Raw genomic sequence first — 24064 nt, forward strand, 5'->3', positions numbered from 1 at the left:
TATTAGTCAATAAAAACTTAGATTCTTAAATAAAAAGAACGATAAGATTGTCAAAGCAAAAACCTAGTGAAGTTGCTAAGGAGTTAGATGCATTAAACTTCTGCATCTGATCATTATTATCAGCAATAAAATAAATTATATTCTTTAGAAAAATAAATCTAAATGAATGAATAAAACCTAATATAGTACTAAAAGTTATTAAAATTATTGATAATGTCGTCTTCAAATCTTTGTTACTATCGTCTTTGTTTAATATGATAAATGTTATTAATGACGGGATTAATATAGCAAAACTTAATAAATCACAAACTAGTAGTATAAACTTGTCATTTTTGACTTTTTTTACTATTTTAGAGCTAAATAAGTAAACTATTATTGATGGAAGCTGAATTAATAGATACAAAAACGTTACAAGTCAAAGGTTGCCAGTGAACTTAAATATAAATATTGATGAACCTAATTTGAATGCTTCTGATCCAATTAAGGACAATGTTAATGAGCTTGTGTATTTTAGATTGTTTACTTTAAATTTCATCATAACAAAACTCCTATCATTAAAGTGTAATAGATGTTTTTTACAATAACAGTAGAGTTCATTGAATGTATAGAGTTCGCAGGTATAGCAATTGTTATTGCATCAGTATTTCTTATTTCGGTAGCATCTGTTGATCCTGAACCAAAATATAGTTTGTATGGAATTACATAATCATTGCAAATTTTTGTAACCTTGCGAAGTAATTTTTTATTTACATTTGTAAAAGTGTCAGCAACTCTAATTAGTATGTTTTCCTTGTCTCAAAAATCAGATTCAGATACTTCAAATTTATTATGTTTTTGAATTTCCTTAAATACTTTTGAACCTTAATATCACGAATACCTCTTAATAGTATTTCCTCTTTAGTGCTCAAGCATATATTTATATTAATTTTAAGGTCATTAAGTAGGTGATTTAACAATAACACAGATAATCTATTATCATGATTATGGGCTGCTATGTCAATTTCAGATATTTAGGTCTTTGTAGCAGGCAGTATTTGACTTAATTCAGAATCTAGATCTTTATCTACGATATCTAAATTTATCTGTGGCCTATTGATTTTTCTATTCTTTTCTTGCGAATAAATAAGATTATCAATACTATTACCATTAACTTCAGCAATAAATTTGTTACTTAAGTTATATAAATTAAACACTCCATTTTCTCAATAAGTAGTGCCTTGAAAAAATGCTTCGTTATTAATCACTAACCCACCAACTTCATCAGCATGAGCCAAAAATAGAACATTTCTCTTTTTTATACAAGATTTTGTCACCAAAAAAGCATTATTGTTTATATTTGTAATCTTATTTTTTTATAAAAACTAATTTTATAAATTTAGCTTCCAAGCCTGGCAGCGATGGATGGGTTCAACCATTTAACAATAAATTTTCAAGGCTTTCGCTATTGATCATTAACTCATTTAAAAAATAATTTTTTTCTTTAAGAATTTTTGATTTTTGATAAATATTTCAAGTTTCTCGAATTCAATATAGTGATTTTTCGTTAAAAATCATGTTATTTTTTGAAAGAAAATCACGTGGGCTGAAAGTGTAGTCAAGAAAAGTCTTGTATTTATAATATTTGTTTATAAAAAAAGTATTTCAGCTAGTTGATAGCAAGAAGCTTTTTATGTTGTGCTTGTCGTTGTTCAAATCCAAAATAGCAGGCGAATTTGTTGTTATAAAATTCAAATCATTTGCAATTTGCATAATTCTTTTAGTTTTGTCTTTTAAAAAATACTTAGAGCTTGAATACGAAATACTGCATATTATTTTGAACTATTGCATACTTTTCTTCAGCTGCATATATATTTTTATAATTTTTATATTGCTTTGTAAATTTTTCTGCCATTGATTCAAATAAAATAAATTCAACAGTTACATTATCTATTGATAAAATAACTAGATTGTCATCCTTTTTTACTAATGATGCAGTTGATGATGACAATAAATAATTAATGAATTCAAATCTTAGATAGTATGGAGAATCTTGCAAAAAACAAAAGTCTATATCATTTGGTTTTTTTGTAATAAGTTTTTCACTATAAAGCAAATAACTTCCTTTTAAGACAATCTTTAATGAACCTCTTTTATGTTTGTTAAAAGTGCCTATGCATTGCTCAATATATTCAATTACTTTAACCATTCTAAGTTAATATCTCTTTGTCTGTTTTTCTTGCAATAAGTTGAGCATTTCTAATCTCAGATTCATTAATAAGAAACAATATTAATTCTTCAAGATTTATGCCAAATCCTGCTGTTTTAAGCAGGTTTTGGCTTTTTATATCTAAATATAATTTATAATCATCAATATTATTATGCCTATTAATAGATTCAACTGTTTTATTATAGGTTTTGTGTCATTCTCCGGCACCAACAGTTTCACCTATGCAAATAGGAGAATCAGAATTCTGAGCTATGCCTTTGTAATTCTTTTGATAAAAAGGAGCGATAATGGATGGACAATTGATTGATTGCAGAATTGAATCACTAAACTTATACACCAGGTATTTTTGCTATTTGAATTTATTGTTTTAATAAAAACACTGCCAAATTTGCCAAAATTTGTTTTGCCTGAATGCATATTTTCTCCACACTTTCATTTAAGCTAAAACTAATCTATTATAAGTGTCTTTATTATGTTTTGTAGATACTGCAAAAATATGTGGAGAATTAAGACTATGAAAATAAAGGATTTGTAAATATATTGGCTATTCTTTATTTAATTTCATATGTTTACGATGCTGTTTAAAAGCTAGTTTATTTGCAATAAAAAATATTCTCGATGCAAAATTTTTCCCAATATTGCTGTTTTATAGTGCTTATTGAATTATGGTAAGTTAATATAAAAATCACATATAACAATATATGTGATGCGTAATAAAGGTTTTAGTTTATCCAAAATAATTAATGTATGGCTTTATCTATTTAACTTACATTGCTCATAAATACTAATTGCTTCTTTAACATTTTTATATGTTAATCTGTGCTCAGGAGTAGCTCCATATTTAATTATTGATTCAGTATGTTTTTTTGTGCAATATCCTTTATGTTTTTCAAATCCATATTCTTTGTATTGATTAGCAATTTTAATCATATATCTGTCTCTAGTTACTTTAGCTAAAATAGAGGCACAAGCAACATTAAAACTTATAGAATCGCCTTTAACTAAATTAACTTGTTTAATGGCTAAATCGTCAATTTTTTCATAGTCAGTAATAACTAAGTCAGGCTTAGTATTTAAGGAATCTATACAAATTTTCATGCCATTTTTTGAGCTTTTCTTCGGATTATATTTATCTACATATGAAGAAGGCAAAGTGACAATATAATAATCAATGCAAACTTTTAAAATTTCATCAAATAGTATATCTCTTTGTCTTGAACTAAGCTTTTTTGAATCATTGATTCTTTCATTAACATAACTCTTAGGCATTATTACAGATGCTACAACTAATGGCCCTGCACAACACCCCCTGCCAGCTTCATCAACTCCAGCAATAAGCTTATAATCATTGCAATTTTTGAGTTCGTAATCTAACATTTTGCATCCTTAAAATAAAGAAAATGAACTATTTAAGTTCATCCTTCTTTTCACTATTATCATCTTCCAAAATGTCTCTAGCTTCCGCTTCTACTATTTCACCATCAGAGCCTGATTTATTGGTTTTTTGAACACTTTGAACATTTTCTTTTTCAGCACGTTTTTTAGCTTCTTGTTGCTCTAAAATATCTAATATTAAGTTTGCTAATGTTGCTTTTTCCATGCTTTGGTAGCCTGAAATATATAATTTTTGAGCAGCATCATAAAGCTTATCATTTGGCAAGTCCATAAGCTTTTTATAATTCTTTTCTCTAGCTAACTTAGCTGGATCCAATTCTTCATCCTTGTCCATTTTTTCTGGTTCTGATTCGTCTGCTTCTTCAGTTCCTTCAGCAGAATAATCACTAGGTTTTGCATCCAATTGACCACCAAAAGCAGCCTGAATGTTTTGTACTAATTCTTTAAGCTCAGGGTTTTCATCAAGTTGCTTTTTAGCCTCTTCATATCTTTGTACATTTATATATGCAATCTTAATAAGCATATATCTTCTAACAAATACAAAGTAGGCAACAGCTAAAATTATGGTAAATAGTATAGTCAATATCATTCTTGCTAAGATGTAGTTACTAAATTCAAGATGTCCAGAAGAATTTACTCCTCTTCCTTGAATAATTGCTGATACTGAATTTCATATATTAACAAATAAAATTATGAAATATATTGTTAGCGGCCAAGAGTAAATTTTTGCAAAGTTCTTTTTCTTATAGCCCTGTAAAACAGATAAAAACATCAAAATGGTAGACACTAAAATACCAGCAGAAGCTACATATTTGAATATTATTCAAAACAAGTGCATGTTCTTTAAATATTCAGGAGTGAAATTTGTGTCAGTGCTCTTATTAAAAAATTCATTAGCGACATTTATATATGCAAGATCAAGTGACGCAGTAACTATAAAATAAAGAATTAATATAATAAATGAAACAAAAGTTGTAATGAAAATAGGACGAAAAGTTTTCTTTTCGTGCTTTCACAATCCTTCAAAAGATGCTTCAAATCTGAAGTGGCTATTAAACATATTTCTCCTTAAGGAAAATATTAATAATTAACTAAATAATATATTATTAATTGTCATTTTTTAATAATTCGTAATCAAAATCAGCAATATCAAATTCTTTAGGTATATCAGAATATACTTCTATTAATTTATTTGTAACTGGGTGCATAAAACTTAATTTATATGCATGCAATCTTTGATTAAACTCATCAACACTTTTGCCATAAATGCTGTCACCATACACAGGATGTTTAATATATGCTAAATGCACTCTAATTTGGTGCGTTCTTCCTGTTTCAAGTTCACATTTTACTAAAGAATAAGGTTTGTTATCAATATAAAAGCTTTTTAGCATATGCACATATGTAACTGAACTCTTACCATCTTTGTGAATGCTCATTAATTTTCTATTTTTAGTATCTCTTTGAATAGGCAAATTAATTTTAGTCACTTTGTTTGGCAATATTCCTTCACAAATGGCTAAATAAGTACGTTTAATTTGATGATTTTTAAGCATTTTAGCTAATTCATTGTGAGTTTCATTATCTTTAGCAATAATCAAAAGACCGCTAGTATCTTTATCAATTCTGTGCACTATTCCTAAGCGTAATAAACCATTAGTATCTGATAAATTATTTTTAAAATGATACATTAGTGCATTAACTAAAGTGTCATTAAGATGGCCGGGCGCTGGGTGAACAACTAATCCACTTGGTTTGTTTAAAATTAACAAATACTCATCTTCATACCTAATGTCAAGTGGCATATCAACAGCTTCAATATTGCTCTCTTTTTCAAGCAATCTTAAAACAGTAATTACCATGCCTTCACGCACCATATAATTAGGCTTTCTAACAAATTTTTTATCATCTACATAAACAGCTTCTTGCTCAATCAACGCCTTGGCATCATTTCGAGTAATTTCAGAATTATCACTTATGTACTTGTCTATTCTTTCTTTGTATTTAACTTCTAATTGAATCATATGTTTGGAATTATAAATTATTAAAAAAATAATTTAACTAACTAATCAAGGACAAAATACAAGGAAAGCAAGTGCAACATTAATTAAAATAAGCAGAACTACTGGGAATTTCTTTTTGTACATAATTGATGAGAATATGACTGTAAACAAGACATAAATGAATAAAATCGGCATACCTATTTTTTCAAAATATTGCGCCTTTATTTTCATATTATCAATCTTTGCATAGTCACTAATAGATTTATTAAAAATAACTTGTGGAAATGCTATTCCTATTATAAGCTGAATAATTAGTGCACCAATAATCCCAACAATTATAGGATTCATAATTTTAACTAACCCTTGCAAAAATGGCGACTTGTTTTTGCTTGACATTAGCTTCATTGAAAAAAACATTGCTAAAAATGGCACAAGCACAAATGTTAAATAGGTAAAGAACGTAAATATAAAGCCTCATCAGTGGCCATTTGCTACTAAATAACCTGTAGCAAAGGCTAATTTAGTTGAGAAAACCCCTGGTGTTGCGTTACTTATTGTAAATAAATTTGATACAGTTTGGCTATCAATATTAGTTCCAAAATATTTATTCAAAAATTCCCAAAGTCAGCTAAATATAGGCATAAAGATCTGTCCACCACCAAATACTGACAAACTAATAAAGATAATAAATATGATTGTAGTTAATATCATTAAAAAGGTCATTATTTACCGCCTTTCGAATGATCGTCACTAGGAATAATCAAATCACACTTATGATTTTTCTTGTTTCTTATTATTTTCTTTCTAGAAAAGTAAACAATTGTAAAAATAACCATTATTGCCACCATAATAATAACTGGCATATTATATGGAGCTGGTACAAATAGTGCATATAAAATAGTTATTAAGAATAATAAAAATCATAACCATTGTTTAATGGCTTTTAACCCTTTTTTAACATAGTTATAAACAAAAACAATTAATGATCCTATTATTGTTGATAAAACAGCAACTTCAATCACAAAAAGATATTTAAGCGGAATATATTGAGTAAAGTAAAAAATCAAGAAACCAAAAATTACGTGTGGCAAAACTCCAAAAACAATAACAATTAATGCTTTTCAAAATCCTAAAGTTTTAAAAGCAATATAACTCAAAGCTTCGATAACTGAAGCACCAGGAAGCATGTTGGTTAAAATAACATTTTCTTCAAACTCTTTTTCACTTAATCAGCGATATTTATCTACTGAATATCTTTTAAAAATTGGCAACAAAGCATTACCGCCACCAAAGCCTATAAACGAAGTGAATATAATAAATCAAAGTACTTTTCAAAATGATGGTTTAACTTTATGTGTTAACTCTTCTGTGTGCATGCTTTATTCACCTTTTTGTGCAAAAATGTAATTAATTTTCTTTCCTTTTTCCGATCATTTTCTCTCATATCCTGTTTGATAATTATCTTCATTATGTTTTGAATTATGCAAATCAGTTCCATGGTCGATAATTCTTCAATGGCTGTTTTGTAGGGATAAAAGTGAAAATTCATAAAGGCCATCGTTATCACTTTTAAACTTCAAAATGCCGTCTTTATCAAGAATTTTTTTATATTTTTCTAAAAACAATGGATGTGTGAGTCTTCTTTTTTCATGTCTTGCTTTGGGTCATGGATCACTAAAAGTTAGTCATATAACTTTGCACTGTCCTTCAAAAATTTCATCAACTTTAAAAGCATCATCAATCAATATTTTAAAATTTGAAAGTTTATATTCATTTGCTTTTTTAATGCACTTAGCAGCTACAGTTGGGTATTTTTCCAAGCCAATAAAGTTCAGTTCTGGATAAGCATTAGCTAATTCAACTATCATTTCACCTTTGCCCATACCAATTTCTAATACTGTTTTATCATCAAGTAAAATTTTCGAATTGCCCTGTTTTATAAGGTAATTTGACATTTCTAGCTTGCCTTCAGCATTTCTATCATAACGTAATCTCATTTATAAATAATTCTATCAAAAAAGCAGTGGAATCTCCACTGCTTAAATGAATATTAAATAACTTTTAATACAACTTCCTTAGATTTATGTTTACCTTTTAGAGAATCTCTTTCAACATGAATAATCTCTACTTTTTCGTTACCGCTAGTATGGTCGCCTACTTTTTGCTTACGACGATAGCCTAGTACAGCAGCTTCAATATCTTCCAAGCTATTTGCAGTTGCAATAATTTCTTGGTTGACAATTAATTTAGCTTTATACTTGTACATAAATCTCCTTAAGTAGACAAGTCATTGTCTACCTTATTAAATTATAGCAAAGGCAATGTTTATTATGGTTTTAAAATGCAATTTGCACAAGTTTTTTGCTCTTTGCTTTCTTAACTTTTAACTCTTTTACAATATAATAATAATGTATCCAAAAATACAATAATACTTACTTAATTTAAAATATTAATTAATAGCTAAATAAGCACAAATAAAATAAATAATTTATAAAAATATTAATAAATACATAAATTCTCACTACACAAAGGGGAACTATGATTGCCGAACAGAATAATGGCAAGAGAATTTCTTTCCCTGTTGAAGGATCGATTATAGATGTACAGGCCTATAAATATGATGGCACACTATATAGACAATGAAATGGCGTAAAAGTTCTTAGGAATACAAGTAAACACTATGTCCTTTTAATGTACAAAACAAGAGTTAGTGAACAAAATAATCATAACTGAGTCTATAGAGACTATGTACTATGATTTTTACCTAAACGTTCAATGTATAATGCTCTCATTCTTTTAAAACCAAGCAAAAAGCAAAATTATTCTTATATTAATGTTGCTTCATATCCTATTTATGAAGATAATACAATAAAGTTTATTGACTTTGATCTAGATATAAAAGCTTATCCTTCAAACTCTGTCTCAATTGTAGACAGCGAAGAGTTTAAAGAAAATTCACGGCGTTATAAATACCCAGATAAGCTTAAACAATTAGTTTGAGACGGCACACAAGAAGTTATGCAGCATTATGAAAGACAAGGCTACTTTTTTAATGATGAAATAATTAACTATTACATTGATTTAGGTATTAAAGATTGTTCAATTGCAAAGAAATTCAGAGCCTCTAAAAACAAAAAAAGAGCAAAGAAAAAAAGCGAGTAATTCGCTTTTTTGCCTTTTTTATAGGTCTTTTGGTCGTTTATTGTGTGCTAACAGCAGAAACAACAACAATAGGTTCTTTGCTAAATACTTTGAATATTCTTTTTCTAATTGCTTGCCTGCAAACATTTTGAAATTCTCTTAGACTTTCAAATTTTTTGCCTTCTATTACATTTAAAAGTGTTGCTTTAATTAAATCATTTGCATCAGACTTTTCTTCTTTACTTATTACTCCGACTGTATTAATTTGAACTTTGCCAACTATTTTTTTCTTAATTGGATTGTATTTAATTGCAACTAAAACTACACCTTCACGCCCTAAAACTTCCCTTTCATTAAGCACTTCAGTATTTATGTCGCCAACACCAAAACCATCAACTATAACATCACCAACTTCTTTGATTTTTCTCTTGTATGAGCCAAGTTTACCATTGTCAAAATGTGCAACTTGCCCGTTTTGTAACAATAAAACATTTTTAGAGTTAAATCCGACATTTTTAACAATATATCTTTGTGCATCTTGCAAGTATCTATATAGCCCTTGAACAGGTATTACATATTCAGGTTTTAAAATATTAATTAATTTTGCAAGATCTTCTCTGGCAGGATGATGGTGGAAAAATTCAAAATTATTAAGTTCCATAACTTTAGGACTAACTCTAGCAATATCATCAAGCACTACAGCTTCTAAAGATTCTAATCCATTAATTGCAGGAGCTATCATTATTACAGTGTCGCTTTCTTGAAGCTTTAAATAAACATCATTGTTGTCTGTGATTCTTGCAAATCTTGAGTGTAATCTTTCAACAGTTCCAGTGACCAAAATCACAGCATTTTTTACTTTATTAGCATACTTATAATCTAAAACTTTAGGTAATTTCAAATCAGGAACTACTGATTTAATCAAGCTTAAGACTTGTCCATATGTTTTTCCATAAGCTATTACTGGCCTTTTAGCTTCATATGCAAAGTCTAAAATTTGACTTATTGAATACATTTCTTCATCATAAGCTCCTACAATAATTCTTTGGTCAGGCTTTGCACTAAAAAATGCTTCTCTTACATTCCTTGGTAAAACAATTTTGTCAGCTGCTCTACAATTTTGATTTGAATTTCCTGAATCAACTATTAATGCCTTAATTTTTCTTTTTGCAAAGAATTTCTTAGGCATTTCATCAAAATCTAGGTTGCCATATATACCTAAGTTCGCTTCAACAAAGTTGAACATAAATAAATAATCACCACTAGGAGTAATAAAATCAAGACCAATGTGTCCTGGCATTGAGCCTGCTAGTTCAATTGGGTTTACAAAAATATCACCAACTTTTGTAGGCCTGTCTAAAATATTGATCTTAACTTTCTTTAAGTCTAATTTATACTTAGACAATCTTTCCATAATTAATACTTTATTAAACTTAGATGTATAAACAGGCACTGTGGGCATTTTCATCAATAATCATGGAAGTGCACTAAACGAATCATTTTTAACATCAGTAACAAAAACGCCTTGAATAGCATCCTTGTTTTTAATTAAATAGTTGAAATTTGGAATCAAAGTGTCTATTTTATTGCTTGAATTAATAGGAACTTTAGCACCTGAGTTAATTACATATATCTTTTTGTTTTCACCCTTTTCATCAAAAGTTTCAAAAATATAGCAATTTTTGCCATTTTCATCAAGTCCACCAAGCGCAAATATATTAATATGGTTCATTAAGACCTCCGTAAATAAAAATAAATTATTAAATTGAAATAAAAAACATAATATTTAATTTCAATTTTACCACATAAAGAAATTTTGATAATTATGCTTTTAAAGTAAATTTTGCGATAATTATGCAATATTACTAATGTATTATTAGACTGTTTTATAGGATTTTTGGTCAAATATATAAATGTGAATTTTATGATGGTCTTACAGGCTAAAGCAAATAAAAAAACAAGTTGGGCATCAACTTGCTTATCAATTTAATCTTTCTTCTTCGATTCTTATTTCAAAATTTGTTCCACTTAATTCAACCTTAGATTTCATCATTTTTTCTTCATTTTGTTTTAAAGATTTTTTATTCTTGGTTATCTCACTTTTTGTACTTTCAATTTTGTCAAAAATGGTTTGCTTGTCTTTTTTAAGTGATTCAATAGTATTTTGTTTTTCGGTTATGCTTTTTTTGGTTTTTTCAATTTTTTGGCTTAGTTCATTACGAGATTTTTCTGCTTCATCGAATTTCTGCTTTGCTTTGTTTATGTCGAGTGAGTTTTCACTATCTACTTCTATGCGTTCATGATTAAGTTCATTTACTTTGTGATTTGTGAAGTCAATAAAATCCTTGTATATTTTGTGTTGCTTATTAACACTCTCATACTTCTTTTCAGCTTCTTTTAATTCAGAACTAAGTTTTTCGGCTTCATTACTTACATTGGTAATTTCTTTTTCAATTTTTGAAACTTTAGGTTCAGCATCCTTTTCCATTTTCTCTAAGTTAGTTTCTAAATCATTAACTAATACAGTAATGTTTTTGATGTCTTCATCAGCTTTGCTAATAGAACCATGTAATTGTTCTCTTTGTAAAAGTAATCCTTTTAATTTAGCACTTGCAGGCATTCTGCCTTTTGTTGTGGCAGCAGCTACAAAGGCAGGCGAAACTGCAAGAACTGCAATACTACCAAATGTTAATAGTCTATTTCTAATTCTTTTCATATATTTACCCCGATATTCAACGCTTGCAATCTTATTCCAAACAAAAATTATCGACAAAATTAATGAATAAAAAAATGTGCTAATGTGTAAACATTAACACATATCAAAATTTGCTAATTTAACTTTAAAATAGTGTTATTTGACTTTAGAAAAATCAGCATACTTATTGATTTTTTCTCTTTTTTGTTCCTTTAGTTTAATTACGATTGTAAACTCACCTTTTGCCGATCCACTATTTAGTTCATTTAAAACTTCGCTTGCATCTCCATAGTAAAACTGCTCATGAATTTTAGTCATTTCTCTAGCTAAAAACACAAGCGCATCACTATTTCATACTTTATAAATCTCAGTTAAAAATTTCTCGATTTTACTATTGCCTACATAAAACACATAAGCATGTTCATAACTAAACGATTCAATCTGCTTAATTCTTTGGCCTTCTTTTTCTTTAGGAAACCCCATATAAACAAATGTACTTGATAGTCCGCTAAGCGCAAATGCTGTAATTGATGCACTGACACCAGGAATAATTTCAATGCCTATGTTATTTTCATTAGCTAATTTAACAATTTCAAAACCTGGATCATTAACTAATGGCATGCCAGCATCAGAAACCAAAGCAATGTTTTGTTCATTATGTATTAATCTATCAATTATCGATTTAGCAGAACTTTTTTCATTATTTTTATTATGAATTACTAATGGTTTTTTTATGTCATAAGCGGACAAAAGCTTTGCAGTTACTCTTGTGTCTTCACAAGCAATTCAGTCAACAGACCTTAATGTTTCTATGGCTCTATAAGTTATATCTTTTAAATTCCCAATTGGTGTACCGACAATATAAATTTTACTCATAAGCACCTACTATTTTTGTTAGCATTCTCTCTGTTTGTAAAAAATAATTTTCATTAGATTCTATAGCCTCAAGATATTCATTTATGGCTGTAAACAAGGCAAAGTAGTCAATTTTTACATCCTTTAGTTTGCCTGCTACTTTCTTCATCAACTGATTTTTAAAGCTTAGTTTATTTCAGATTCATGAAAAAATAAATTTAAGACATAAAGCTAAAAAAGCCATAGTATTTTTGTTATCTTTTTTACTAAATTTAGTCAAAAAAACATACAAATGATATTTTTCTTTAAAACTTTTGTGTACAGCATCTAACAAATTTAACACCAGTTCATACGAATCATTATTTAAATATTTCTCAGCCTGTGATAAATCATTAAATACATAGCTAAAAAACCATGCTTGTTCTTTTGCATAATTTTTATTTATTAATTCAGCTTCTATATCTAAATAACTAGGGGCTTTGATATTAATAACTATTGAGCGTGACAATATAGTTGGCAAAACTGAGTTAATGTTTCTGGTTGTAAGTAAAAATATTGTGTCTGAACTTGGCTCTTCAATATTCTTTAAAAGTGCATTCAAACTAGCATTTGAAGCCTTATCAATTTCTTTCAAAATGATTATTTTATAGGCATTTTGGACAAATGAAGCAAGTGTGCTGTTTTCCATTACAGAAACAATTTTAGACTTTGACAAATCTTCATTAAAAAACATAACATTAGCAGGTAATTCATTTTCGTTTAATGATGTAATTTTGCTGTTGTTAACTCTGTTAATAAAATAAATAAGCGATTCATTAATATCAATATTTGAGCTAGAGCTAAGCAAATAACAATGGCTAATCCTATTTTGTTTAATTGAATTATCCAAAATCTTTATTAAATTATCACTAACCATTAATTATTCTCTCATCACTCATTAAACTTTTTATTTTGGAATAGTTTTTCAACTATTTCATCCAAGATTTCAGGTATGCTTTGCAAGCCATTAACAATAATAAAACGCTTAGGGTCTAAATCAATTACTTCTTTGTAGGCATCAAAAACTTTTTTATGAAATTCTAAACTTTCAGAATCAAGACGATCACTAATTAGTCTTGCAACATTTCTACGATACTCACTTTGCTCAGCAGTTATATCAATAAAAATAGTTATATCAGGGATAGTATTTTCAATAACCATTTCAGTCAACTGTTTTGCAAACAATAGCCCCAAGCCCCTAACTATGCCTTGATATGCATAAAAACTGTCTATATATCTATCACATAAAACTAATTTGTTCTTTTTAAGAGCAGGAAGTATAACTTTTTCAATGTGAATCCGTCTGCTAGCAGTGTACAAAAGAGCTTCTGAAATTGGCGATAAATGTGACTCTTTATCTAAAATTAGCTCCCTAATTTTTTCTGATTCTCTAACATTTTTTCCGCCGGGTTCTCTAGTTACTATAAAACTTAGAGCAGGCTTTCTCTCTAATAGTTTTTCAACTAATTTTTGTACAATAGTAGTTTTTCCGCTTCCGTCCAAACCTTCAAAAGTTATAAACATACTGCTCCTAACAAATTATTTCGTTCTGTTCTCTATGGCTTGTTTGATAGTGAATTCGTCAACATACTCAATATTAGAATTCAATGGAAGTCCAACTGCAGCCCTAGTTGCTTTGACATCAATTTCTCTACAAATTTGCATTAATTGTGCTGTTGTCATTTGTCCTTCAATAGTGGGGCTAAGCACAATTATTACTTCAGTTATTTTCTTAGTTTTAATGAAATTAACTAAATGCTCATAATTAAAGTCAACTTTTACATTTTTTGGCGACATAGATAATAAATATGGCAAGACATAAAAGTATCCATTATAAAAATCAGTGTCAAAAATCTTTTTCACGCTTGCAACACTTTCGACAATAATCAAAGTATTTCATAAATTAAATCGATCACAGTTGACACATTTTCCGTCTTCGACTATAAAATTGCACTTTTCGCAAAATCCAATTTTATCCTTAGCCTCTAAAATATACTCTAATGTTTGCTTTATTTCATCTTTAGGCGTCTTTAAAATATAATCAGAAAGCTTTTCAGCTTGCTTTTTAGTTATTGTCGGTATTGACAACAACTTCTTAGTTAATTCATCAATAGTTTTAATATCCATAATTAAAAACCGAAGCCTGAAGGCATTGCTGGCATTAGGGCTTGTTGTTTTTCATCAATTTCTGTAAATAATTCATTTAAAAGTAAGAGAATTATATCTTCAATAATTTCAGGATCTTCTGGATCAAGCAAGTTAGAATCTTCAATTTTAATCGAAACAATTTTCTTACTTCCCTTTGCAACCACTGTTACACCATGTTTAGAAGCCTTAAATTCTTGCTCCATAAATTCTTCAGTCTTTTGTTCTAATTCCTTTTGTAATTTTTGCATTTTTCTTAGCATATTTTGATCCATAATTTTACCTTCCTTCCTATTTTATAGAGCTTAATAAATCAAATAATTGTTTATTGCTACTATGCTCTTTTTCAACCACAACGTCAGCAAAAGCTTGTGCTTTTTTAATTTCATCAGTATTATTATTTCTAAGTATCGAAACAACTTCTAAGGCTATTTCTTTAAACTTAGATTTTTCATAAAAAATCATATGTTTATATGAGCCAAAATTTTCTTTAATAAATTCTTGAAAATTTTGTTTATAGCTAATTGACTGCAAATAATTAAGAGCTGAAATATTGTCAGATGTAAGCACAATATAATTTTCACCAGCAGCTTTAATATTTACATTTTTAAGCACTTCTATAAGTTCTTTGTATTCCTTGTTATCTGACAAATTCACTAAGTAATTTAAAGTCATTGAAGCGCTTTTTAGTTGTTGTTGGTCAGACAAAATTAAAGCGCTTTTTAACTGATCAACACTAAACTTAGAGCTAAATTCCTTACCTGTATCAAAACTTTTGTCATATTTTGGAAACAACTTAATTTTTGGTTCATCATCCTTATCATCAAACTGAGTAAGGTCAATTTCGCTTGTATTAATCAAAGGGCTTTCTTCCGAAAAATCACTTTCCAAGTCACCTTGCTCATTTGTTAGTATGTCACTAGAAAGAATATCATTTATAGATGAATCATTATTAGATTCAAGCACAATTTCTTGTGTCTGACTTAATATTTCATTTATGCTTTCAATTCTAGCTTTTTTATCTTCTTTATCAACTTGTTTCTCAACTTGCATTATTACCTGTTCCTTTTTTTCTTCCTTATGCTCTATCTCTCTAGCCATTTTGACTAAATACAATTCAATTAATTGAAATAAATTGCCACTAGCATAATACATTTCCTTGGCTAATTTATAGAGTAATTCGGAAGAATTCACTGCATAATGTAAATCAAATTCCAGTGTATTAAACTGATCTATTGTCAAGATTTCAAACAGCGAATCTTTATAAGTTTTTTCATAGATTATAAAGTCCTTGAAAATAGATAATAAGCTTTCAACAAATTGTTTAGGATCAATACCGCCATTTTTTAAATCCTGTAGTAGCATAAGTGCTTCTTCAGGCTTGCCATTGTATAAACTGTTAATGATTTTTATTAAATTGTCATTGCTAGTTATGCCAAATGAATACATAACGTCAGAGAACTTTATATAACCATTGCCATATGCATTAGCTTGGTCAATAATTGACAAGGCATCTCTCATACTTCCAACTGCTAATCTAGCAATATATGGTAATGCTTCTGCGTCATACTTTATGCCTTCTTGCTCTAATATGTTCTTAATTTGCTTAACAAGCGTGTCATTGCTTATTCTTCTAAAATTGAATCTTTGCACCCTGGACAAAATTGTTAAAGGGATTTTTTGTGGATCAGTTGTTGCAAAAATGAAAATAACATGTGCAGGGGGCTCTTCCAATGTTTTTAACAATGCATTAAAAGCTCCTTTAGAAAGCATATGAACTTCATCAATTATGTAAATCTTATAGTTACCCGCAGAAGGCAAGTGTTGAATTTTATCTCTAAGTTCTCTGATCGAATCTACACCATTATTTGATGCAGCATCCATTTCAATAATATCAATTGTATTACTGCCATTTTCTTCACATATTTGGCAAAGCTTGCTATAGTCATCATTATTATGGTAACAGTTGATTAAATTTGCAAAAATTCTAGCAACTGAGGTTTTTCCAACACCTCTTGGACCACAAAATAAATATGCATGGCTTATTTTTCTGTTTCTTATAATGTTTTTTAGTGTTTGAATAATGTAATCTTGCCCTTTTACATCATCAAAACACTTAGGTCTATATTTTCTATACAATGCTTTATAAGACATACATTACCCCGAAAAGATGCTTTATTTTAAATATTATAATATATTAAATTGTATTGATTTGTATATTGAATTCACCTTTTAATATCATTTTCATATAGCTATCATGTAAGTAATAAATAAGTATAATTCAATAAGAATTTTAAAAATTATTTTTTGTACATAAATTAGCGCAAATTTTATGACTGTAATTTACTAAAAGTGCTATAAAAAAGTCAAATAAGCAGATTGTCACCACAAGAAAGGCTCAATAATGGAGTTCAAAGAATTATTTATTATCCTTGCTATTCTTTTTTCCTTGCATGCAACGATTTTGATTTTATTGCTTTCATCAAAAGCAAAGCATTTTCATGCAAAAATTACCCACGCAAAAAAATACCTAATAAAACATAAAATTAGGGTTAATAATATGTTTTTTGAAGAGGCTAATTCTGTACTATGAACAGCGCTTATTATTAGCATTGTGCCACTAATAGTGAACTTCCTATTGATTATTGTTTCAGTGTTTTTGGCTAAAAACACTCATGATAATGCAGATGGTCTTTTTAAAGTTGCTATTTTATTCATTGTGCTCTTTGGCGTTATTGATCTTGCCTTTTTTGCCTATGTTATAGTGTTGCTTGTAAAATTTTTAAAGTGAAAAAAACTAAATTCCTTAAGTTCAAATTGAACTGAACTAACACAGCTTTTTGACAAAGAAGTTATTTGCAAGCAAGTTGATGTAGTTCATTCAAAATATACTTTCCAATATTCAAAATTATCATTTAGCAATACTGTAGATTCAATTAAAGACAAAAATATAGAAAAATACATTTACTACTGACTAGTACAAGACTATGATACGCTAAGAGTAAATAACAAAATTGCTAACATAAATATGTTTTATGACTTATATCATAGGTATATAGAGCACGAGTAAATCATGTGCAAATATACTCATAAATATAATTTTACTGGGCTTTAAGCCCTTTTTTATTGCCTTATTTATAATAAAATTTAATTAGCTGTCATATTAAATATGACTTTGCATGGAGATCAAAATATGAAAAAAACTATTTTAATAGTTATTGATGGGCTAGGGCTTAGAGAACAAAAGCAAGGTAATGGATTTAAATTAGCAAACACACCTACATTTGACATGCTTTTTAGCCAATATCCTAATAGCACAATACAAGCTAGTGGCGAATTTGTAGGCTTGCCAGCAGGCCAAATGGGCAATTCTGAAGTAGGGCATCTTAACATTGGAGCGGGCACAGTTGTTTACACTGGCCTAAGCTTAATTAACAAAGCAATTAAAGATGGTGAATTTGAGAAAAATCCTGTTTTTAATGAAGTGTTTAAAGATGTTAAGGATAAAAACACTACATTACACTTAATGGGTTTACTTAGTCCTGGTGGAGTGCATTCACTAGAAGATCATTTGTTTAAATTACTTGATATGGCACATAATTATGGGCTTAAAAGAGTTTCAGTCCATCCTATTGGAGATGGAAGAGACGTCGCTCCTAAATCAATAATTCCATCATTGGAAAAATTGCAAGCTTTATGTGACAAATATGGCTATAAAATAGCCACAATCGGCGGCAGATTTTACGGCATGGATCGTGATAAAATGTTTAACAGAGTGGAAATTCACTATGACGCTATGATTGGTCAATCAGAAAATGAATTCACTAATGCAATTGATTATGTTAAAAAACAATACGATGAAGGAATAAGTGATGAATTTTTCATTCCAGCATGTAAAAGTGATGCTGAATTTGTCAAAGATAATGACTCAATAATATTTTTTAACTTCAGACCTGATAGAGCCAGACAGCTTACTCACTTATTTATTGGCTCAGATTTATATGATGCAAAACCTAAGCACCCTGTTCATGTATCAAAGTTCGCTTCATTAATGAAATACGAAGGCATTAACACATTAGTTGCAATTCATGAAATGGAAGTTAAAATGCCAATTGGCAAAGTTTTAGAATTAGCAAACTTGTCACAACTTAGAGTCGCAGAAACACAAAAATATGCCCATGTAACCTATTTTATGGACGGTGGCGTCGATGTTGTGTTTAAAAATTCAAAACGTATAATGGTGCCATCATTAAAAGTTGAGAGCTATGCTGATGCTCCTCAAATGTCTGCTAAGGAAATCACAGATGAGTTATTAGCGAACTGCTTAAATTATGATGTAACAATTATGAACTATGCAAACCCTGACATGGTTGGTCATACCGGCAATTTAGAATCAACTATCAAAGCAGTTTCCTTTCTAGATTCGCAAATAAAAAGAGTTATTGACTTTGCAAATGAAAATAATATAACTGTTTTTATAACTGCTGACCATGGTAATGCTGAAATAACTGAAGATGAAAAGGGTAACCCTGCTACAAAGCATACAAAAAGCCCTGTAATGCTTATTTGCAGCGATAAAAGTATAAAATTGAAAGACGGAAAACTAGCTAACATTGCCCCAACTATTTTGGATTATATCAATGTTGCTAAACCGATTGAAATGGACGAAGAGTCATTAATTGAAAGATAACTATGAAGATTAAAAGAATTATATTTAGTGATGTAGATGGAACAATTTGCTCTTTCCCGGATAAAAAAGAGAATCCAGAAACTAGAAAAAGTATTTTAGAAGCAATTGAAAATGATAATATAACTCTGGTGCTAAATACTGGAAATCCACCACTGCCAAAAATGCTTAAAATGGCACATGAATTAAAGGCAAAATATATTATTGCTGCTAATGGTTCAGCTATTCTTGATGTTGAAAACAAAGAATACTTATATGAATCAGAACTTAGTTCTGATATTGTTTCTGCTGTTTTAAACATAATTAAAAAATATGACGAATCGGCCTGTTTCTTTGGAAAAAATGGCTACTATATGGTGACTAGCAACCAAAAAGTAAAGGATTTTTTAACTGATTTTTTTGAATTCCCAGATTGGCTAAATGAGGATAAAAAAATCGTTAATGACATATTCAAAATCGAAATTTATCCTAAGCTAGAAAACAAGGACAAAATTGTAACAGATATACATAATTTAAACATCAAAGCCGACCTTGCTGTCATGGGAATGCATATGGAGCTAACAGCGCCAGGCATTAACAAAGGAACTGGAGCACTATGATTATGTAATCATTTAGATGCTGATCCTAATTACTGCATGAGCATTGGTGATAGTAACAATGACCTAACAATGCTTAAGGCAATTGGTTTTTCATATGCTATGGATAACTCACCTAAGAGTGTTAAGGAAGTTGCCAAATACTACACTAGCGACGTTATGCAAAATGGCTTAGGAGAAGCTATCCAAGACTACATATTTAGAACTAAATTTGATATTCTTCGTCAAGCAAATGAAGACAAGTTAGAAAAGCAAAAAATTAAGGAAGCTAAAAACTCTTTTTACCGTGCTAAAGCACAAGAAAAAGAATTATAGAATCTTATAATCGACTATTTAGGCTGTTTTATAGTACTAAATGGTCGATTTTTTAATAGAATGGGAAAAATAAACCATATTAAATTTAAGTATTTTAATGATTGCATTATCAGTATTTTATCTTTTGGCTCTGCATCATTAGTATAATTTATATAATTACTTATTAAATTTTCAGGGCTTGGTGATTATGAATCTAGATAATAATAAAAATGTTCCTAAATTTACAAATCAAAAAGACAAGTTTTTTAGATGAGAAGAGTGGTTCCACTACATGAGTCTTAAAAAATCTGTGTGAAACATTCTTCTTTGGGTTTTTCTTTCAGCTTGGTGCTTTGTTTTGTTTATTACATTTATTACGTTAATTACAGTATTTTCAAGTGAGGCAACCAAAAAGCCTGGAATTATTTTTGCTATTACACTAACTAGCATAATTCTTTTATTTTTAGCACTTAGCTTTGGACTTTGAGCTCAAATGAAGCAGACTATTTGAAATGCAAAAAAATATACTGATTTAAAGATTGCTAAACATTTATTAATGACAGCCATTATTTTAAATCCATTTTTTTTAATTTATCTAAACATAATCAACAAGCGTCAAAATAATCTCAAACACACAAGTAGTTTTAATATTAGCTGAACAAAAGAACACAAATTATCATCAGTAAATGACCAAACACAAACAATCTCAACTAAATATGATGAAGAATATGGCTATACAAACACCTATGAAGCACAAGTAAGCAATTTTTCTAACAGTAGTAAATTAAGATCTCGGAAATATACAGAGAATAACTATGATGATTCATATGACCAAAACTACTATGAAACAGGCAACAATGAAACAACCCATAAGAAAAAGCCTAAACAAGATAGGATAAACAGTAATTAAGTCCATCTAATAAACATTTTAATCAGCACCAGAAAGGTAATGACAATTGTCAAAAGCATAACTAAAAAAACTGACAGCATAGTCAGTTTTTTGGTAACTATTTATATGGCCGATGGTAAGGGATTTGAACCCTTGAATGATTTGCATCATTATCTGTTTTCGAGACAGACCTCTTCAGCCACTCGAGCAACCATCGTTTTTCATAAATCTTTTAAATTATAATTTAAAATATTAATAATATACAAACTTAAGGAGTTCTTATGGATGGATCATTAACAATGTGAATAATTTTAGGTGTTCTTGTGGGAATAATTTTAGCTATGTTTATTATTAGTTCTGCAAAGAACAAAGTAAACAAGAAAAGAAAAGAAAGACAGGATGCAGAATTTAGAAAAAAATCTGCTGAGTATGCCAATCTTATAGCAATCAGATTAAAGTGCTTAATGGATATTAACGAAGAATACTTGCAAAAATTTGAGCCTTCAATTGGAGCATTCAAAATGCGTGACATTGTTTCTGTTGCCAACAAATACTTAAAAACTATTGAAGATGATCTAGAGTTCAAAGAATATATTATCTCTTCTGATAGTAATTCTGAATTTTTGAAAGACTTTATTACTTTAACTCATACTAGATGCAACAACTGATCTAGTCAATGTGACTTTATTAAGTTCAAATTAGAAAGAACAATTGCAGAAATAGATTCTGAATATGTCTCAGAAAGAGTTGCCCAAGAAACCCTTAAGATTCGTGAATTTTATGAAAAGGGGTTAATTGCAAATGAACTTGCCGAATAAACTTACTCTTTTAAGAATGATTTTATTTATTCCGCTTTTGGTGCTGGTTATCTTATATGGTGTTTTAATACAACGTGGAATAGCTGATTATGAAATAGCTGGCAGAATATTATTAAGCTTAATTTTAGCTATATTCTTAGCTGCAATGATCACTGACTATCTTGATGGCTGATTAGCTAGAAAAAACAAACAAGTAACATCATTTGGGAAACTATTTGATCCTATTGCTGATAAATTAATTGTCACAACTACCTTAATTTCACTTTCAATTTTTGGCTTTATTCCTTTATGAATAACAATTTTATTTGTTGCTAGAGACTTAATTGTTGATGCTATAAGAGTTCTTATGGCTCAAAATAATATTGATGTCAAAGCATCAATATGAGGCAAACTAAAAACCTTAACTCAAACAATTGCTATTATAATTGTGCTTGTTGTAGCAGTTGCCTTTAATTTCTCACTTATTTTAGGCTGGAAAAGTTGATTAATTTTATATGCAATCAATATTCCGATGTTAGTTGCTCTATTCTTTAGCATCTTCTCAGGCTATAAATACTTTCAATCTATCCGTTCATATATAAAAACAAAATAGCTAATTTGCCTGTTTTATAGTAATAAAAATCAGCTAGACTGCTGATTTTTCATTTACCGAAATAAAGAAGTATACCATTGCCACAAGTGTACCCACAAACGAAATACTATCATGCCTGTCCATAAGCCCACCATGCCCTAAAAGTATTTTTGAATAATCCTTTGTGGCATTTAGTCTCTTTAAATATGAAAAGTATAAGTCACCTGCTACCGAAGCAAATGGAGTAATTGAAAATACAAATGTTTGCGGAATAACTTTATTTTCCATTAAACCTAAACCAAATATCATTCCTGCTGCAAAAATTCAACAAGCTATAACCCCAACTATAAACCCTTCTCATGTTTTCTTTGGTGAAATATTTGGAGCAAAACTAGCTTTAATTCATTTTTTACCAAAAAACCTACCGCCAAAAAATCCACCAATGTCAGCTAGCGAAGGAGCTAGCAAGATAAATAGCACAATCTTTCAGTCTCTAAATGTTGCAATAAGTAAAAATAAAATTGAATTTATAACATAAAAGAATGAAAACCAGATATGCACAAGGCGCAAGAATCTATCTCCGGCTGTCATATTAGTTCTGCTTTGCAACTCAATCAAAACAAATATTAAAGCAATAACCGAAATAATCAATAAAGCTTGTCAATTAAAAACAGAATTTTTAATAAGTATAAGCAATTGAGTACTAGTAAGTGAGCCAGGCTTTAATAAAATCTCTGCTGTGTCTATAGGCATATAAGTCATTAAAGCAGCAAGCATTGACACAAAAATTCTAAAAACTAATTTAACTCCAAAAGCATTCAAAATTTCATATGACAATATAAAGACGGCTACAGTTGCCATTATATAAGCAGCAATCCTGGCTTCATAGTGCTTTGCACCAAAAATCGCAAATGGGATTATGGTGCTTGCAAGTATTAAAACTCCAACAACAGCTGGCAAAACTCTTTCTTTTAATATTTTCATATCTTAATATTATATTTGTATATTTAAATATTAATAAATTAGTAATATAGTTTTTTTACAGATTTAAATTGTTCTCTTAGAGCAATTAAAGCTGGATACATTGCAAATAATAACATTCCACCTAGAATTGGCTCAGAAATAATATTAAATAGCCTTACAAATAATCAAACAGCAATTGGTGGCACACCATTTTTGCCAAGATCACCAGGTCTAATTAATTCATGTAAGTATTGTGCAAAAAACACAAAGTAATGATTTAGCATAGTTGAAAGCACACCTAAAAGTGCTAATTTTCAAACAGCTGGCTTTTTAAAAACATTAAACACCCAAAATAAAACATAAACTCCAAGAGCAACCTCAACTCTTGGTATAACTGAAAGATCAAAATATTGATATTTTGGAATTCCATAAATATAAGCTGCAAATCAAGAAGATAAACCAAAAAATAATCCAACAGATATATTGCCCACAAAGCCTAAGTGGAATGTGGCAATAACTGTTAGTGCCGCAAGGTAAGTAATTTGTGTATATCCTAAGTTTAAATACCCAATATTTGGCACTGTTGCGCTTAAAATAAACCAAGCTAAATAAATACTTAAATTAGCCATTAAATATGTTGTGTTGCTGCTAGAATATCTAAATTTTCATCTATTTTTAACAGCACTAGAGCTATTATTATTCACTTTTGTAATCATGCAATAATGATAATACTTTTTTATTTTTTTGTGCTGTTAAATTTATTTTTA

30 protein-coding genes and 1 tRNA gene are annotated in these 24064 nt (G+C 29.1%); 7 read left to right on the forward strand and 24 right to left on the reverse strand.

Annotated features, from left to right (window positions below; genetic code table 4):
* Positions 1-25: 25 nt before the first annotated feature.
* From MAGB_RS04465 to MAGB_RS01815, 13 genes are all read right to left on the reverse strand, one after another.
* The gene (locus tag MAGB_RS04465) at positions 26-538 is read right to left on the reverse strand and encodes a hypothetical protein (RefSeq protein ID WP_235750729.1); all 513 of its coding nucleotides are present in this window, start codon (positions 536-538) and stop codon (positions 26-28) included.
* Positions 520-840, reverse strand: a complete 321-nt coding sequence (locus MAGB_RS04655) for a hypothetical protein (protein WP_081483587.1) — start codon at positions 838-840, stop codon at positions 520-522. Before MAGB_RS04655 ends, MAGB_RS04465 begins: the two co-directional genes overlap by 19 nt.
* 170 nt (positions 841-1010) lie before the next feature.
* Positions 1011-1274 (reverse strand): hypothetical protein, encoded by a 264-nt coding sequence (locus tag MAGB_RS01765; RefSeq protein ID WP_036433198.1) that lies wholly within the window; start codon positions 1272-1274, stop codon positions 1011-1013.
* A gap of 70 nt (positions 1275-1344) precedes the next feature.
* Positions 1345-1749 carry a hypothetical protein gene (locus MAGB_RS01770; protein WP_036433201.1) on the reverse strand — a complete coding sequence of 135 codons (405 nt, stop codon included), beginning with the start codon at positions 1747-1749 and terminating at the stop codon, positions 1345-1347.
* Between the two features lie 31 nt (positions 1750-1780).
* Positions 1781-2185: a hypothetical protein gene (locus MAGB_RS01775; protein ID WP_036433204.1), complete on the reverse strand. Its 405-nt coding sequence runs from the start codon at positions 2183-2185 to the stop codon at positions 1781-1783.
* Between the two features lies 1 nt (position 2186).
* Positions 2187-2543, reverse strand: coding sequence for an amino acid--tRNA ligase-related protein (locus tag MAGB_RS01780; protein ID WP_004024101.1), 357 nt, complete (start codon positions 2541-2543; stop codon positions 2187-2189).
* Positions 2544-2959: 416 nt separating this feature from the next.
* On the reverse strand, positions 2960-3583 hold the full coding sequence (locus MAGB_RS01785) for a ribonuclease HII (RefSeq protein ID WP_004024102.1): 624 nt from the start codon (positions 3581-3583) through the stop codon (positions 2960-2962).
* Between the two features lie 28 nt (positions 3584-3611).
* Entirely contained in the window at positions 3612-4661 is a 1050-nt protein-coding gene (locus MAGB_RS01790) for an APC family permease (protein ID WP_004024103.1), read from the reverse strand.
* 46 nt (positions 4662-4707) lie between these two features.
* Positions 4708-5625: an RluA family pseudouridine synthase gene (locus MAGB_RS01795; protein ID WP_004024104.1), complete on the reverse strand. Its 918-nt coding sequence runs from the start codon at positions 5623-5625 to the stop codon at positions 4708-4710.
* Positions 5626-5658: 33 nt separating this feature from the next.
* Positions 5659-6327: a chromate transporter gene (locus MAGB_RS01800; RefSeq protein ID WP_004024105.1), complete on the reverse strand. Its 669-nt coding sequence runs from the start codon at positions 6325-6327 to the stop codon at positions 5659-5661.
* Positions 6327-6980 carry a chromate transporter gene (locus MAGB_RS01805; RefSeq protein WP_004024106.1) on the reverse strand — a complete coding sequence of 218 codons (654 nt, stop codon included), beginning with the start codon at positions 6978-6980 and terminating at the stop codon, positions 6327-6329. Before MAGB_RS01805 ends, MAGB_RS01800 begins: the two co-directional genes overlap by 1 nt.
* A gap of 3 nt (positions 6981-6983) precedes the next feature.
* Positions 6984-7601, reverse strand: a complete 618-nt coding sequence (gene trmB, locus MAGB_RS01810; protein WP_004024107.1) for a tRNA (guanosine(46)-N7)-methyltransferase TrmB — start codon at positions 7599-7601, stop codon at positions 6984-6986.
* 53 nt (positions 7602-7654) lie between these two features.
* Positions 7655-7870, reverse strand: a complete 216-nt coding sequence (locus MAGB_RS01815) for an MAG6790 family protein (protein ID WP_004024108.1) — start codon at positions 7868-7870, stop codon at positions 7655-7657.
* A gap of 272 nt (positions 7871-8142) precedes the next feature.
* Between MAGB_RS01815 and MAGB_RS01820 the strand changes: the two genes are divergently transcribed.
* Positions 8143-8766: a DUF402 domain-containing protein gene (locus tag MAGB_RS01820; protein WP_004024109.1), complete on the forward strand. Its 624-nt coding sequence runs from the start codon at positions 8143-8145 to the stop codon at positions 8764-8766.
* Between the two features lie 37 nt (positions 8767-8803).
* Here the strand turns inward: MAGB_RS01820 and MAGB_RS01825 are convergent, their stop codons facing one another.
* The 8 genes from MAGB_RS01825 to dnaX all read right to left on the reverse strand — a co-directional run bounded on the left by MAGB_RS01825 (position 8804) and on the right by dnaX (position 16633).
* Positions 8804-10477 (reverse strand): MBL fold metallo-hydrolase RNA specificity domain-containing protein, encoded by a 1674-nt coding sequence (locus MAGB_RS01825; RefSeq protein ID WP_004024110.1) that lies wholly within the window; start codon positions 10475-10477, stop codon positions 8804-8806.
* Positions 10478-10723: 246 nt separating this feature from the next.
* A complete protein-coding gene (locus MAGB_RS01830) occupies positions 10724-11461 on the reverse strand; it encodes a hypothetical protein (RefSeq protein WP_004024111.1) in 738 nt (245 codons plus the stop codon).
* Between the two features lie 135 nt (positions 11462-11596).
* Positions 11597-12316 carry a 16S rRNA (cytidine(1402)-2'-O)-methyltransferase gene (rsmI, locus tag MAGB_RS01835; RefSeq protein WP_004024112.1) on the reverse strand — a complete coding sequence of 240 codons (720 nt, stop codon included), beginning with the start codon at positions 12314-12316 and terminating at the stop codon, positions 11597-11599.
* Positions 12309-13211: an AAA family ATPase gene (locus MAGB_RS01840; RefSeq protein WP_004024113.1), complete on the reverse strand. Its 903-nt coding sequence runs from the start codon at positions 13209-13211 to the stop codon at positions 12309-12311. The genes rsmI and MAGB_RS01840 overlap by 8 nt, the downstream gene beginning before the upstream one ends.
* Entirely contained in the window at positions 13211-13858 is a 648-nt protein-coding gene (gene tmk / locus MAGB_RS01845) for a dTMP kinase (RefSeq protein WP_004024114.1), read from the reverse strand. The genes MAGB_RS01840 and tmk overlap by 1 nt, the downstream gene beginning before the upstream one ends.
* A gap of 15 nt (positions 13859-13873) precedes the next feature.
* Complete coding sequence (locus MAGB_RS01850; protein WP_004024115.1) at positions 13874-14461, reverse strand: toprim domain-containing protein; 588 nt, start codon at positions 14459-14461, stop codon at positions 13874-13876.
* Positions 14462-14463: 2 nt separating this feature from the next.
* Positions 14464-14754: a YbaB/EbfC family nucleoid-associated protein gene (locus MAGB_RS01855; protein ID WP_036433209.1), complete on the reverse strand. Its 291-nt coding sequence runs from the start codon at positions 14752-14754 to the stop codon at positions 14464-14466.
* A gap of 16 nt (positions 14755-14770) precedes the next feature.
* Positions 14771-16633: a DNA polymerase III subunit gamma/tau gene (dnaX, locus tag MAGB_RS01860; RefSeq protein ID WP_004024117.1), complete on the reverse strand. Its 1863-nt coding sequence runs from the start codon at positions 16631-16633 to the stop codon at positions 14771-14773.
* Positions 16634-16883: 250 nt separating this feature from the next.
* Here dnaX and MAGB_RS01865 point away from each other — a divergent pair, with 250 nt between their 5' ends.
* The 4 genes from MAGB_RS01865 (at position 16884) to MAGB_RS01880 (ending at position 20966) form a co-directional block, all read left to right on the forward strand.
* Complete coding sequence (locus MAGB_RS01865) at positions 16884-17549, forward strand: MAG0920 family protein (protein ID WP_004024118.1); 666 nt, start codon at positions 16884-16886, stop codon at positions 17547-17549.
* Between the two features lie 123 nt (positions 17550-17672).
* The gene (gene gpmI, locus MAGB_RS01870; RefSeq protein ID WP_004024119.1) at positions 17673-19169 is read left to right on the forward strand and encodes a 2,3-bisphosphoglycerate-independent phosphoglycerate mutase; all 1497 of its coding nucleotides are present in this window, start codon (positions 17673-17675) and stop codon (positions 19167-19169) included.
* A 2-nt stretch (positions 19170-19171) separates the two neighbouring features.
* Entirely contained in the window at positions 19172-20077 is a 906-nt protein-coding gene (locus MAGB_RS01875; protein WP_004024120.1) for a Cof-type HAD-IIB family hydrolase, read from the forward strand.
* A 187-nt stretch (positions 20078-20264) separates the two neighbouring features.
* Positions 20265-20966: a hypothetical protein gene (locus MAGB_RS01880; protein WP_004024121.1), complete on the forward strand. Its 702-nt coding sequence runs from the start codon at positions 20265-20267 to the stop codon at positions 20964-20966.
* Between the two features lie 106 nt (positions 20967-21072).
* Here the strand turns inward: MAGB_RS01880 and MAGB_RS01885 are convergent.
* Positions 21073-21162, reverse strand: a tRNA-Ser gene (locus MAGB_RS01885).
* A 64-nt stretch (positions 21163-21226) separates the two neighbouring features.
* Here MAGB_RS01885 and MAGB_RS01890 point away from each other — a divergent pair.
* Positions 21227-21763, forward strand: coding sequence for an MHJ_0274 family protein (locus MAGB_RS01890; RefSeq protein ID WP_004024122.1), 537 nt, complete (start codon positions 21227-21229; stop codon positions 21761-21763).
* Positions 21747-22355, forward strand: a complete 609-nt coding sequence (gene pgsA, locus MAGB_RS01895) for a CDP-diacylglycerol--glycerol-3-phosphate 3-phosphatidyltransferase (RefSeq protein ID WP_004024123.1) — start codon at positions 21747-21749, stop codon at positions 22353-22355. Before MAGB_RS01890 ends, pgsA begins: the two co-directional genes overlap by 17 nt.
* Positions 22356-22388: 33 nt before the next feature.
* Here pgsA and MAGB_RS01900 read toward each other — a convergent pair whose 3' ends face one another.
* Together MAGB_RS01900 and MAGB_RS01905 are read right to left on the reverse strand one after the other, a co-directional pair.
* Positions 22389-23318: a phosphatidate cytidylyltransferase gene (locus tag MAGB_RS01900; RefSeq protein WP_004024124.1), complete on the reverse strand. Its 930-nt coding sequence runs from the start codon at positions 23316-23318 to the stop codon at positions 22389-22391.
* 38 nt (positions 23319-23356) lie between these two features.
* Positions 23357-24013: a hypothetical protein gene (locus tag MAGB_RS01905; protein ID WP_004024125.1), complete on the reverse strand. Its 657-nt coding sequence runs from the start codon at positions 24011-24013 to the stop codon at positions 23357-23359.
* Positions 24014-24064: the final 51 nt, after the last annotated feature.

It is taken from the genome of Mycoplasmopsis agalactiae 14628 (assembly GCF_000266865.1).
Lineage (GTDB): Bacteria > Bacillota_I > Bacilli_A > Mycoplasmatales > Metamycoplasmataceae > Mycoplasmopsis > Mycoplasmopsis agalactiae_A.